The sequence below is a fragment of the Mycobacterium sp. 852002-30065_SCH5024008 genome (genome assembly GCF_001665645.1).
Taxonomy (GTDB): domain Bacteria; phylum Actinomycetota; class Actinomycetes; order Mycobacteriales; family Mycobacteriaceae; genus Mycobacterium; species Mycobacterium paraffinicum.
This window is the reverse complement of sequence record NZ_LZSZ01000068.1, coordinates 135,662-147,938: the sequence shown is the minus strand read 5'-3', so window position 1 is coordinate 147,938 and position 12,277 is coordinate 135,662. Positions and strand designations below refer to the sequence as shown.

General features: G+C 68.5%; 12 protein-coding genes. 3 read left to right on the top strand and 9 right to left on the bottom strand.

The genetic code is table 11. The features are described 5' to 3' along the window. Positions 1-12: 12 nt before the first annotated feature. Entirely contained in the window at positions 13-1,746 is a 1,734-nt protein-coding gene (gene fadD21 / locus A5781_RS08725) for a fatty-acid--AMP ligase FAAL21/FadD21 (RefSeq protein ID WP_067203829.1), read from the bottom strand. Positions 1,747-1,751: 5 nt separating this feature from the next. Then, complete coding sequence (locus A5781_RS08720) at positions 1,752-3,365, bottom strand: CdaR family transcriptional regulator (protein WP_067203828.1); 1,614 nt, start codon at positions 3,363-3,365, stop codon at positions 1,752-1,754. An 81-nt stretch (positions 3,366-3,446) separates the two neighbouring features. Here A5781_RS08720 and pruA point away from each other — a divergent pair, with 81 nt between their 5' ends. The 3 genes from pruA to A5781_RS08705 are packed head-to-tail and all read left to right on the top strand — an operon-like array spanning position 3,447 to position 6,803. After that, on the top strand, positions 3,447-5,078 hold the full coding sequence (gene pruA / locus A5781_RS08715) for an L-glutamate gamma-semialdehyde dehydrogenase (RefSeq protein ID WP_067203827.1): 1,632 nt from the start codon (positions 3,447-3,449) through the stop codon (positions 5,076-5,078). Next, entirely contained in the window at positions 5,078-6,040 is a 963-nt protein-coding gene (locus tag A5781_RS08710; protein ID WP_067203826.1) for a proline dehydrogenase family protein, read from the top strand. The genes pruA and A5781_RS08710 overlap by 1 nt, the downstream gene beginning before the upstream one ends. A 19-nt stretch (positions 6,041-6,059) precedes the next feature. Beyond that, positions 6,060-6,803 (top strand): MBL fold metallo-hydrolase, encoded by a 744-nt coding sequence (locus A5781_RS08705; RefSeq protein ID WP_067203825.1) that lies wholly within the window; start codon positions 6,060-6,062, stop codon positions 6,801-6,803. Between the two features lie 88 nt (positions 6,804-6,891). Here the strand turns inward: A5781_RS08705 and A5781_RS08700 are convergent, their stop codons facing one another. From A5781_RS08700 to A5781_RS08670, 7 genes are read right to left on the bottom strand one after another with little or no spacing between them, the layout of a single operon-like run. Beyond that, positions 6,892-7,503, bottom strand: a complete 612-nt coding sequence (locus tag A5781_RS08700; RefSeq protein ID WP_067203824.1) for a TetR/AcrR family transcriptional regulator — start codon at positions 7,501-7,503, stop codon at positions 6,892-6,894. Further along, a complete protein-coding gene (locus A5781_RS08695) occupies positions 7,500-8,570 on the bottom strand; it encodes a zinc-binding dehydrogenase (RefSeq protein WP_067203823.1) in 1,071 nt (356 codons plus the stop codon). Before A5781_RS08695 ends, A5781_RS08700 begins: the two co-directional genes overlap by 4 nt. An 11-nt stretch (positions 8,571-8,581) precedes the next feature. Next, a complete protein-coding gene (locus A5781_RS08690) occupies positions 8,582-9,751 on the bottom strand; it encodes a lipid-transfer protein (RefSeq protein WP_067203822.1) in 1,170 nt (389 codons plus the stop codon). After that, positions 9,748-10,203: a MaoC family dehydratase gene (locus A5781_RS08685; RefSeq protein ID WP_067203821.1), complete on the bottom strand. Its 456-nt coding sequence runs from the start codon at positions 10,201-10,203 to the stop codon at positions 9,748-9,750. The genes A5781_RS08690 and A5781_RS08685 overlap by 4 nt, the downstream gene beginning before the upstream one ends. After that, positions 10,203-11,312, bottom strand: coding sequence for an acyl-CoA dehydrogenase family protein (locus A5781_RS08680; RefSeq protein WP_067203820.1), 1,110 nt, complete (start codon positions 11,310-11,312; stop codon positions 10,203-10,205). Before A5781_RS08680 ends, A5781_RS08685 begins: the two co-directional genes overlap by 1 nt. Positions 11,313-11,321: 9 nt before the next feature. Next, the gene (locus A5781_RS08675; RefSeq protein ID WP_067203819.1) at positions 11,322-11,720 is read right to left on the bottom strand and encodes a Zn-ribbon domain-containing OB-fold protein; all 399 of its coding nucleotides are present in this window, start codon (positions 11,718-11,720) and stop codon (positions 11,322-11,324) included. Beyond that, entirely contained in the window at positions 11,720-12,265 is a 546-nt protein-coding gene (locus A5781_RS08670; protein WP_067203818.1) for a MaoC family dehydratase N-terminal domain-containing protein, read from the bottom strand. The genes A5781_RS08675 and A5781_RS08670 overlap by 1 nt, the downstream gene beginning before the upstream one ends. Positions 12,266-12,277 lie beyond the last annotated feature (12 nt).

Sequence of the window (12,277 nt, the reverse complement as noted above, 5' to 3'; positions counted from 1 at the left end):
AACTAACGCCGTTCAGGCGTCCAGCCGGGTGAACTGCTGCCGGCGGTATTGCTCTACGCAGGCGGCCCGCCGGATCTTGCCGCTCGTCGTGGTGGGAATCGACCCCGGTGACACCAAGACGAGGTCGGCGACATTGAGGCCGTGCGCGCTCGAAATCGCTGCGGTGACATCGTTTTTGACGATGGCAAGCCGGTGTAGCGCCTCCTCGTCGGAATCATCGCGCTGCTTCAATTCGATGATGGTCACCAGCTTTTCGGTCTCGTCCACCGGGACGGAGATCGCCGCAACCCGGCCCCCGGTGATCCCCTGGACCGTCGACTCGATGTCCTCGGGATAGTGGTTGCGCCCGTAGACGATCAGCAAGTCCTTGATTCGGCCGACGATGAACATCTCTCCTTCGGAGACGAAGCCGAGATCGCCGGTGCGCAGCCACGGCCCCTCGGGTGTGCCCGGCGACGTGTCGGCCAGCTTTCCAGCGAAGGTGTCCTGCGTTTCGTCCGGCTTGCGCCAATAGCCCTCGGCGACGTTATCGCCGTGCACCCAGATTTCCCCGACCGTTCCGGCGGGAAGTTCGATGCTCGTGTCGGGGTCCACGATCCGCACCGTCGGCGACTTCGGCATGCCGTAACTGAGCAGCGGTACGCCGGTCCCAGCTGAGCAACGTTCCGCGCTGCCCTCCGACAGCTTCTCGGGTTCGAAGTGAACGACTGCTGGTGCGCCTCTCACACTGCGGGTGGCGACATAGACGGTCGCCTCCGCCAGACCGTAGGACGGGCGCATCATGTGATCGCGAAAGTTGTACGGGGCGAATCGATTGCAGAACCGGTCCAGGGTGGTGGGGTGGATTCGTTCGGCACCGCTGACGATGCCCAGCACGTTGCCGAGATCAAGTCCGGCCATGTCGGCGTCGGTTGTCTTCCGGAGGGCCAGCTCCAAGGCGAAGTTCGGTCCCGCCGAGAAGCGGGGGCTGGGTTTGGCCAGCGCTTGGATCCACCTCGCCGGACGCTGCAGGAAAGCGATCGGACTGGTGAACTCGCAGGGGTAACCGCTCAGGATCGGGATGATGACACCTTGCATCAAGCCCATGTCGTGATAGAAGGGCAACCACGACACGATGGTGGTCTCGGGTGGCGCCATGCCATTCGAGTCCGGGAACAAGTCGAGCATCAGCTGCTGGAAGTTCACCTGAAGATTTCGGTGCGAGATCATCACCCCGGCGGGAAGCCGGGTCGAGCCCGACGTGTACTGCAGGTACGCCGTTTCGGGAGCGCCGCTGATCCGGACGCTCGGCGCGCTGGCGTCGTCCAGATCCAGGGCGTCGACCTCGACGATGGCCGGGGCCGATCCCGGCTGGTGAAAGTACTCGGTGACGGCTTCGACGGCCGTGGACGTGGTGAGGATGACGGTGGGCGTGGTGTCGGCCAGGACGGCGCTCACCCGTTCGTCGTGCGAGCCCGCCGCCGGCACGGACAGCGGCACCGCGATCAGCCCGGCCTGCATCGCCCCCAGGAACGCCACGATGTAGGCCAGGCCCTGGGGAGCGAGGATCACGGCCCGGTCCCCGACGGCGCCGTGCCGCTTGAGCTCGTGCGCGACGTTCAGGGCGCGCTGGTACAGCTGCGCCCACGTCAACGTCTCGGTAACGCCGGCCCAATCCTGTTCGTAGTCGGTATACCGGAAGGCGACGTCGTCGGGCTGCAGACCCGCGCGTTCACGCAGCAGTGACACCACGGACGCGCTCGACATGGACGTTAGGTTACCGCCTCCCGCCACGGTGCACCCGGGAGTCGCAATCCCAGCGAAAACAGCAGCCGCACCTCGGGATCGACCAGCGAAGTCGACATCAACTTCTCGATGCGCCGCACGCGGTAGCGGACCGTGTTGGGATGCACGTGCAGCGACTGCGCGGCGGCGGCGATGTCGCCGAAGCTGTCCAAATACACCCGCAGGGTCTCGGCCAGTACCGGCTCTCGCGCGCGCAGTTCGACGATCCGCGGATCGACCAATCGTTCTTCGCGGCCGACCAGGGTGAGGACCTCGTCGAGCAAGACGGTGGTACGCGCCTCGGCCAGCGATGTCACCTGCGGAATCGAAATAGGATGGCGCGCAGCGCTGTCCAGTACGCGGTCCAGCTCGGTGCGCGCGGCCGCGACCCCGGCGAGGCCGGCGACGGGGGCGGCGATGGCGGCCCGCAGCTGCACCCCCAGCTCGGAGCGCATCGCCGCGATGGTGCCGCGGACCCACGAGGTGACCGAGCGGGTCTGCGTCTGGGGCAGCAGCACATAGATTCGTGATCCACGCGAGGCGATCTGGGCATCCCGCCGAAAAGCACTGGCGCTCAGCGCCATTACGTCGGCCAAGCGTGCCTGACGGGGCGCGCTGTCCGCTGGGGTGTCCGCTGCGTCCCAGCCGATCAGCGCGGCGTCGCCGTCGGCGGCGAGGCCGAGTTCGCGTGCGACGGCGGCCGCGTCGGGCTCGCCGTCGATCAGGCCCAACAGCTGTTGCACCCGCCGCACGTGCGTGGAGGGGCGGGCCGCCAACCGCGCCATGATGCGCGAGGCCAGTACCGCCGCGCCGCGCAGCATCGCCTCGGCGTCGTCGGCCAGCGGTTGCGCGCCCTGCTGCACCCAGATCGTGCCGGCGAACGATGGGGGCCGCCGCGCATCCACCGCGGGCTGGTAGATCCCGACGGCCAGCCGCGGCCGCAGCCCCAACTCCGGACGCTCGGCCACGCGCACCACCTGATCGCTCGCCCGCAGCGCATCGAAAATGCCCCACTGGCCGATCCATTCGAGATGCTCGGGCGGCCCCGCCCGCCCCAGGATGGAAAGGCGGCGCAGCTCGTCGGCTTCGTCGTTGGATGCCGAATAGGCCAGCACGTGCGATTGGGCGTTTTCGATGCTGACCATGCCGTGGATGCGGTCGGCCAGCGACTGCGCCAAACCGAACAGGTCGGTGCCCGAGTCCTCCGCCGCGTCGGCGCGGTCCCCGTGATGCTCCAGCACGTGGTTGACCAACTGGTAGAGCCGCTCCCAGCGGGCCCGCGGCTCGACGGCGACCACCGCCGACCCCGTGCCGACCGCCGCGCTCACCAACGCGGCGGACGGCTCCTTGGCGAAGATCGCCACCGGAACGCGCTCGCGGGCCTGCTTGTCCATCCATCGCAGCGCCTCGTCGTCGGCCACGCCCAGCAGGAAGAACACGTCGGCCGAGCTCGCGGCCGCCGCCAGCCCAAGCCGCACGTCGTCACTGTCGATCAACGCCGCCGAGCCCACCGGAAGGTCCAGGCCCCGCGGCGCGTCCACCAGGCGGACCAGGGTCGCGTCCAGCGCGAGCAACAGCTGACCCAGCCCCACACCCGCCATTGTCCGATCGTACTACCGTACAGCCGTAGTCTTGTCCGATCGGCTAACTCCGCGGGTAGCCGCGGCGAGGATCCTGGCAGCATGGACGCGATAACCCAGGTGCCGCTGCCGGCCAACGAGCCGGTCCACGACTATGCGCCGCACTCCCCGGAACGCGCCCGGCTGCGCGCCGAATTGGCCGCCCTCGCCGATCACCCCATCGACCTCCCGCACGTCATCGGCGGTACGCACCGGATGGGCGACGGTGAACGCATCGACGTCGTCCAGCCGCACCGGCATGCCGCCAAGCTGGGCACCCTGACGAACGCCGTCCACGCCGACGCGGCGGCGGCGATCGACGCCGCAATGGCCGCGAAAGCTGCCTGGGCGGCGATGCCGTTCGACGAGCGCGCGGCCGTCTTCTTGCGCGCCGCCGACCTGCTGGCCGGGCCGTGGCGGGAGAAGATCGCCGCCGCGACGATGCTGGGCCAATCCAAATCCGTCTACCAGGCCGAGATCGACTCGCCCTGCGAACAGATCGACTTCTGGCGGTTCAACGTGGCGTTCGCGCGTCAGATCCTGGCGCAGCAGCCGATCAGCGGACCGGGGGAGTGGAATCGCAGCGACTACCGCCCGTTGGACGGATTCGTCTACGCGATCACGCCGTTCAACTTCACCTCGATCGCCGGCAACCTGCCGACCGCGCCCGCGCTGATGGGCAACGCCGTCGTGTGGAAGCCGTCGATCACCCAGACGCTGTCCGCCTATCTGACCATGCAGCTGCTCGAGGCCGCGGGGCTGCCGCCCGGTGTGATCAACCTCGTCACCGGCGACGGCTTCGCGGTTTCCGACGTGGCCCTGGCCGACCCGCGGCTCGCCGGCATCCACTTCACCGGGTCGACGGCCACCTTCCAGCACCTCTGGCAGCAGGTCGGCGCCAATATCGGCCGTTACCAAAGCTATCCGCGGCTGATCGGCGAGACCGGTGGCAAAGACTTCGTGGTGGCACACCCCTCGGCACGGCCGGATGTACTGCGCACCGCGCTCATTCGCGGCGCGTTCGACTACCAGGGGCAGAAGTGCTCGGCGGCGTCGCGGGCGTTCGTCCCACATTCGGTGTGGCGTCGGATGGGCGACGACTTCCTGGGCCAGACCGCTGCGCTGCGCTACGGCGACGTCACCGACCTGACCAACTACGGCGGCGCGCTGATCGACCGGCGTGCGTTCATCAAGAACGTCGACGCCCTCGAGCGAGCCAAGAGCGCGGCCCATGTCACCATCGCCGTCGGCGGCGAATACGACGACAGCGTCGGCTATTTCGTCCGCCCCACGGTGTTGCTCTCCGATGACCCGACCGACGAAGCGTTTGCCACCGAGTATTTCGGTCCGCTGCTGTCGGTGCACGTCTATCCCGACGACGACTACGAGCGGATCTTGGACGTGATCGACACCGGGTCGCGGTACGCGCTGACCGGCGCGGTCATCGCCGACGACCGCGACGCCGTGCTGGCCGCCCAGGACCGCCTGCGCTTCGCCGCGGGGAACTTCTACGTCAACGACAAGCCGACCGGCGCGGTCGTCGGACGTCAGCCGTTCGGGGGATCGCGCGGCTCGGGGACGAACGACAAGGCCGGGTCGGTGCTGAACTTGTTGCGCTGGACGTCGGCCCGCACCATCAAGGAGACGTTCGTCCCGGCGACCCACCACACCTACCCGCACATGGCGGCCGACTGATGGGCGGCGTGTTCGCCAGCACCATTCGGCCCGCGATCATGGCCGCCAGCCGGCGACCGGGGTTGCGCCGGGCCGCCGAAGGGCTGCCGGTCACCCGTCGCGTGGTGCACCGCTTCGTGCCCGGCGAGACGATCGACAGCGCGCTGGACAGCGTTGCGGCCCTTCGCTCTTCGGGCCGCCATGTCAGCGTCGACTACCTGGGCGAGGACGTCACCGCCGCCGACGACGCCGGTGCGGCGGTGCGCGTCTATTTGGACCTGATCGACCACCTGGCCCGCTTCGGCGACAACGCCGCCGTCCGCCCGCTCGAGGTGTCGCTGAAGCTGTCGGCCCTGGGACAGTCGCTGGATCGCAACGGTGAGAAGGTCGCCCGGGAAAACGCCTTCGTGATCTGCCAAGCGGCGCAGCGGGCGGGCGTCTGGGTGACGGTGGACGCCGAAGACCACACAACGACGGACTCGACGCAGGCAATCGTGCGCGACCTGCGGTGCGAATTCTCTTGGCTGGGCGTGGCTTTGCAGGCCTACCTCCGGCGCACGCTCGACGACTGCGAGGAGTTCGCGGCGTCCGGGGCGCGGATCAGGCTGTGCAAGGGCGCCTACGACGAACCGGCCGCGGTGGCCTACCGCGATCCCGCCGCGGTGACCGATGCGTACCTGCGCTGCCTGCGGGTCTTGATGGCCGGCTCGGGCTACCCGATGGTGGCCTCCCATGACCCGGCGATCATCGAGGCGGTGCCCGCGCTGGCACGCGAATCTGGCCGGGGAGCAACCGATTTCGAGTACCAGATGCTGTACGGCATCCGCGAGGTCGAACAGCGGCGGCTGGCCGCATCCGGCAACCACGTCCGCGTCTACGTGCCGTTCGGCACCCAGTGGTACGGCTACTTCATGCGCCGGTTGGCCGAGCGGCCCGCCAACCTGACGTTCTTCTTGCGCGCGCTGGCGCAGCGCGGTCACTGAGCGGCGTAGCCTTCCGGCCATGAGCCTGGTCATCGAGGAGATGCCCGATCTCGGTATCACCCGGGTCTCGCGCTGGGTCTTCAACTGTTACGTCCTGCACGGCGGCGACGGCGCGGTGGTCGTCGACGCCGGACTGCCGCGGGTCGCCAGCGATCTGGCGCCCGTTCTGGGTCATGTCGGCACCGTGCATGCCGTGGTGGCGACTCATGGGCACAGCGATCATGTCGCCGGCGCGGCGGAACTGACGGCCCGCTATCGCGCACCAATCTGGTTGCCCGCCCGCACACTTACCTATCTGGGCGGAGCCAAGCCGCGCACGCCGACGCCGGCCCGCGCCGCACGTATCTGGCCCACCCTGATCGACCAGCCGCTCGATCGCATCGGTGTGGCGGGGCTGCTCAGCGGCGCCCGGGTGGCGGGATACGGCACGCCGGCCGGCATGCGCTGGACGGGGCAATCCCCAAGCGGTGGCCTTGCCGACGACCAGCCGCTGCCCGGCGCGCCGGATTGGACCGTCATCAACGCGGGCGGACACACCGACGACAGCATCGCGCTGTGGAATTCGACGACCCGAACGCTGCTGTCCGGCGACGCCGTGCTGACCGTTCGCGGCAAGGTTTGGCACACACCGGAGATCGTCGACCCGGCGAGCGCCGCCGCCACCCGCAGGCGTCTCGAAAAACTACCGGTCGCACACCTGCTGCCCGGCCATGGCCGACCGGTTCACGTCGCCGAAACCGTGTGGCCCGAACAGCGCCGTTGATGTTCAAGACCGATCGACCGTGCGCTCACGGCTTTGAGTGTGAACACCCGGCGGCGACACGCCGACCATTCCCGCCCTGGACGCACACTCAACGCCGCCGCGGGCGGTCACCCGCGAAACCGCGCACCACATGCGCGCGCACGAACTCGGCCGCCACCTCGGGATCGTCCATGTCCCGGATCGAGGACGGCGTGCTGAACAGCGAGAAGAGGATGCGCGCAAACCATTCCGCGGCGGCCTCGACGTCGAGGTCCTTGCGCACCTCGCCGGTCAGGCGGGCGGCCGACAGGTAGGGCGCGAAGAAGTCGACGCATTCGCGCAGCAGCACGGCGGCGTCCTTGGTCAGCAACAGGCTGACGGCATCCTCGTCGAAGTACTTCTCGGAGGCGATGGACCGCCGAGCCTGGGTCACGAAAACGGCTGCCTGGCTTAACTTTTCTTCGAGCGAGCCGCCCCGGTCCATGGCTCGGGACATCTCGCGATAGAACCACTCGGAAGCGTGTTCCGCGCAGGCCTCGATGATGGCGCCCTTGTCGCTGAAGTACTCGTAGATGGTGCTGCGGGACACGCCGGCCGTCCGGGCGATGTCGACGATCGTCGCCTTCTGCAGCCCCTGCTTGCGAAAGCAGGCGTATGCGGATTCCACGATGAGCTCGCGCGTATCGGCCGCCTGTGTCAATGCGGAAGCTTCAGTCGTCATGGCACCAACGCACCCCGGGGCACCAGCCCCGCGTCGGCCGAGGCGAAGGCGTCGTTGACGTCGGCCAGATGGAACGGATCGGGCATCAGGCGGTCGAACGGAAAGCTGGTGTGCTGCAGGAAGCTCAGGCCGATCGCCAGCGTCACGGGGTCGTAGAACATGACGCCGCGCACGGATTTGTTGCCGTAGACCAGCGCGCTCGGATCCAGTTCGAAAGTCCGCCCCATGCCGACGTTGCCCACCTCGAGGAGCGTGCCGCCGTTGTTGAGGAACCCGATCCCCTCGGGGATGACGCCCGGCACACCGACGACCTCGAGCACCCAGTCGGCGCCGATGCCGTCGGTGCGCCAGTGGACCTGCTCGGTGACTTGCGCGGTCGAGAGCACGCTCGCGTCGATGCAGTGGGTGGCGCCGAAATCGGCGGCGACGTCGAGTCGTTCGGTGATCTTGTCGATGACGATGACCTCCGCGGCCCCCGCGGTGCGGGCCACGGCCGCGGCGTTGATGCCCAGCCCACCCGCGCCCTGGATGACGACCGTGTCACCGAGCCGCACATCCCGCAGCGCGAAAAGCACCTGCGCCAGAGCGCAGTTCAGCGGGGCGACGGCCGTGTCGGGCAGCTCGTCGGGCACCTTGTACAGCGGTTGGCGCCGGCTGGTGTAGTAGTACTCCCCGTAGGCCGCGACGAAGTGCGGCGCCTGATCGTGCGTCCGGTATTCGCCGGCCATCAGGTTCTGGCACGCATAGGACCGGCCTCGCGCGCAGGCGTGGCATTGACCGCAGAACCAGAAGTACGGTGTCACCACGCGATCGCCGACGGCCAGCGGCTTGCCGGTCGCGTCGGCGGTCAGGCCCTCACCGAGTTCGGCTATCTCGCCGACCATTTCGTGACCCATGGCGAACGGGCACGGCAGCGGCAGTTCGCCGCGGAAGATGTGCAAGTCGGACCCGCAGATGCCGGCCATCCGCAACTTGAGCGCCGCCGTCCCGGGCGCCGGGGTGGACAACGGAAATTCGGCCAGCTCGATGGGCCCGCCGTGGGCGGTCAGCAGCGCGAGCTTCGGCATGATCGTTTCCCTCAGTTGGCCGGCGCCAGAATCAGCCCGCTGGTGGGTACCCCGGTGCCCGAGGTGACCAAGACATGTTCGACGTTGTCGACCTGGTTGTAGGACGTGCCGCGCACCTGGCGCACCCCCTCGGTGATGCCGTTCATGCCGTGGATGTAGGCCTCGCCGAGCAGGCCGCCGTTGGTGTTGATCGGGAACTCCCCACCCAGCGACAGCCGCTCGACGGTGGCGAAGTCCTTCGCCTCGCCGCGCCCGCAGAACCCGAGCTCTTCGAGCTGGGTGAATACGAACGGCGTGAAATGGTCGTAGATGAACGCGGTTTGGATGTCTTGCGGCTTGAGCCCCGAGTCGCGCCACAGCCTGTTGGCCACCACGCCCATCTCGGGCAGGCCGGTGATGTCGTCGCGGTAGTAGCTGGTCATCATCTCGCCGTTGGCGGCCGCGCCCTGGGCCGCCGCGGTGATGATCGCCGGCGGCTGGCGCAGGTTGCGCGCACGCTCGGCGCTGGTGACGACGAGCGCGACCCCGCCGTCGCTTTCCTGACAGCAATCCAGCAGGCGCAGCACCGGTTCGACGATCCAACGCGAATTCTGGTGGTCTTCCAGCGTGATCGGGCGCTGGTAGAACCAGGCATCGGGATTGCGGGCCGCGTGCGCGCGGTCGACGACCGCGATGCGGCCGAAGTCCTCGTTGGTGACCCCGTACGTCGACATGTAGCGCTGGGCGTGCATCGCGACCCACGCTGCGGGAGTCAGCAATCCGAACGGTGCGTAGTGCGCCATGAACAACGGTGTTTCTGCCATGCTGCGTCCGCTGCCACCGAACCGGAAACCGGACCGCTCGTTGAAGGCGCGCCAGCACACCACGACGTCGGCGACGCCCGTCGCGACGGCCATCGCGGCGTGCACCACGGTGCCGGCGGCGGCGCCCCCGCCGTGGTGGACGCGGGAGAAGAAGCTCAGGTCGCCGATCCCCACGTTGCGCGCGATGTCGATCTCGTCGCTGGAGTCCATGGTGAACGTGACCATGCCGTCGACGTCACCGGGCGCCAGGCCGGCGTCGTCGAGCGCGGCGCTGACCGCCTCGCACGCCAATTGGAGTTCGCTGCGGCCGGATTCCTTGGAGAACTCGGTCTGGCCGATCCCGACGATGGCCGCGGCACCGGGCAGCGAGCCGCTCACGCGGCCGTCCCGTCGAGCAGGCTCAGGATCGCGGTGCCCGAGACGTGATCGCCCAGGCTGTTGGAGCCCTTGAACGTCACCTCGACGAAGTTCTCCCCATCGGTGCCTTCTGTCTTGCCGGTGACGGTGCCGGTGAAGCGCAGGGGATCGTCCGGAAAGCACGGCACGCCAAGGCGGATCGACAGCTTCTTGACCATCGCTTCCGGCCCGGCCCAGTCGGTGAGGAACCGCACGCAGTAGCCGTTGGTGGTGAGGATGTTCATGAACAGATTCGGTGAGCCCTGCTTGTTGGCGTAGTCGCGGTCGTGGTGCACGGGCATGAAGTCGCGGGTGGCGATCGCGCCAGCGACGATCATCGTTGTGGTGATGGGGATCTCGAGCGGGGTGACCCCGTCCCCGACGGAGATGTCTGCCCAGCGCAGGGTGGTGGTGCGGCTCGCGGTGGTCGTCATCAATGTCCTTCCGAATACGTTGCGCCGAGGTGGGCCAGCTGTGCGGTAGCCGGGCCGAGCGTGAGCTCGTTGTGCTTGGCCCACAGGAAATAGCGGTGCAGGGGATAGGTGGCGTCGATGCCGATGCCGCCATGGACGTGCTGGGCAGTGGCGGCGACGCGGGCCCCTGCCTCGGCGGCCCAAAACTTCGCGATGCGCGCGGCGCGGCCGGCCGGCCGCCCGTGCGCGACCAGCCACGCCGCGTGCCACGTGGTCCACCGGATGGCTTCGACGTCGATGAACGCGTCGGCCATCCGCTGCTGCACGGCCTGAAAGCTGCCGATGGGCCGGCCGAATTGCTCGCGGCCCGTGGTGTATTCGGCCGCGATCCGCAGGGCTCGCTCCGCGACGCCGAGCTGAATCGCGCACAGCCCGACCAGCGCGCGGGTGTGCAGCGACTCGAGCAGGCCTGTCCCGACGATCAGGTCGGCGTCCGAAACCGTTGCGCCGTCGAGATACACGTCCGCGTGTGGTTCGCGGTTGGTGGTCGCCGCCGGCCGGATCTCGACGCCGTGGGCGTCGGCCGCCACCAGGAACAGGCCGGCCTCACCGCCGTCCATGGCGGCCGGGATCAACACGGTGTCGGCGAGTTGGGCGGCCGGAACCAGCTCCTTGGTGCCGTCGAGCCGCCAATTGCCGCCGTCGCGTCGCGCGGTGGTGGCGGGAGTCGTCGCGTCGGAGCGGCCCGGCTCGGCCAGACCCGCGGTCAGGATGCGGCTTCCGGCGACGACGCCCGGCAGAAAGCGTTGCTGCTGTTCGGGATTGCCGTGCCTTGCGATGGGGTCGGCCCCCAGCGCCAGCGTCGCCCAGGCCGGTACCGGAGCCACCGCCCAGCCCACCTCGGCCAGCAGTACCCCGAGCTCGACGAAGCCGCCGCCGTTACCGCCCACCGACTCCGGCAGCGCGGTGCCCAGCAGGTCGATGGCCGCCAGCTCTTTCCACAGTGCTTCGTCGAAGCGGGTGTCGCCGGCTTCCAACTCGGTCAGGCGCTCTGGCGTGGCGCGTCGCTCGAGGAGGCCGCGGGCGAGCTTGGAGATGGTCTCCTGCTCTTCGGTGAAGGTGAAGTCCATGAGTTCCGCCTAGGTGGCCGGCCGGAACTGGTGCAGCACCAGGTCGTTATCGAAGCTCTGGTAGTACACCTCGACCGGCATCCCGGTTGTAACGTCGGCCGGGTGGATGCCGGTCAGGTTGGACACCAGCCGCACGCCCTCCTCGAGTTCCACCAGCACGACGACGTAGGGATACTCGAAGAACGGAAACTTCGGCTCGTGCGGCATCACGTAGCTGTAGACCGTGCCGCGGCCCGACGACTCGACGGTGCCCCAGTCCAGGGAACGGCAGTGCGGGCACATCGGGCGCGGCGGGTGGCGCAGCTGCCCGCATCCGCCGCAGCGTTGGATCAGAAGCTTGTTGTCCCGCAATCCATTCCAGAAGAACTCGGTGTCCGGGGTAATGGCCGGCGCCAGGCGGGTCGCCATCAGCGCTCCGGCCTGAATCGCAGCACCCGGAATCGCTGCCTTCCCAGGACCTCGCCGTTCTGGTCGGTGTAGGTCGTCAGCCAGGTCAGGAAGAAGCCGGTGCCCAGCGCCGTCTTCTTCTCCTCGGAAACCGATTCGTACACCGTCGTCGCGCTGATGACGTCGCCCAGTCGCGGGTAGCGCTCGATCTCGAACTCCGAGTTGGTCGCCACCGTGCTGGTGTACCCGGCCTCGTCGAGGAATGCCGTTGGATTGCTTTTGATTTCGATGGGTGCGCCACCACGCTCGCCGATGCCCTCCAGGAGCGGTGACGGCATCGTCCAGGTCTGCAGCATCACCGGCGGCGACACGATGCCGCCGAACCGCGACTTCTCGGCGAACTCCGGGTCCAGGTAGACGGGGTTCATGTCGGCCATCGCGTACGCCCAGTGCCGGATCATCGGCTGGTTGACTGGATCCGGGGCCAGCGAGGGCTTTCCGGTGCCGCCGGTCGGCCGGCCGACGAGGGCCTTAACCTTGGCGCTGACGGTTTCTGTGTCGGTCACTGACGGCTGTCC

Excerpts from the sequence above, each read along its gene's own strand:
- A5781_RS08720 (WP_067203828.1), bottom strand. The coding sequence starts at position 3,365 with ATGGCGGGTGTGGGGCTGGGTCAGCTGTTGCTCGCGCTGGACGCGACC.
- A5781_RS08685 (WP_067203821.1), bottom strand. The coding sequence starts at position 10,203 with ATGACGACCACCGCGAGCCGCACCACCACCCTGCGCTGGGCAGACATC.
- A5781_RS08680 (WP_067203820.1), bottom strand. The coding sequence starts at position 11,312 with ATGGACTTCACCTTCACCGAAGAGCAGGAGACCATCTCCAAGCTCGCC.
- A5781_RS08705 (WP_067203825.1), top strand. The coding sequence starts at position 6,060 with ATGAGCCTGGTCATCGAGGAGATGCCCGATCTCGGTATCACCCGGGTC.
- pruA (WP_067203827.1), top strand. The coding sequence starts at position 3,447 with ATGGACGCGATAACCCAGGTGCCGCTGCCGGCCAACGAGCCGGTCCAC.
- fadD21 (WP_067203829.1), bottom strand. The coding sequence starts at position 1,746 with ATGTCGAGCGCGTCCGTGGTGTCACTGCTGCGTGAACGCGCGGGTCTG.
- A5781_RS08675 (WP_067203819.1), bottom strand. The coding sequence starts at position 11,720 with ATGGCGACCCGCCTGGCGCCGGCCATTACCCCGGACACCGAGTTCTTC.
- A5781_RS08695 (WP_067203823.1), bottom strand. The coding sequence starts at position 8,570 with ATGCCGAAGCTCGCGCTGCTGACCGCCCACGGCGGGCCCATCGAGCTG.
- A5781_RS08700 (WP_067203824.1), bottom strand. The coding sequence starts at position 7,503 with ATGACGACTGAAGCTTCCGCATTGACACAGGCGGCCGATACGCGCGAG.
- A5781_RS08710 (WP_067203826.1), top strand. The coding sequence starts at position 5,078 with ATGGGCGGCGTGTTCGCCAGCACCATTCGGCCCGCGATCATGGCCGCC.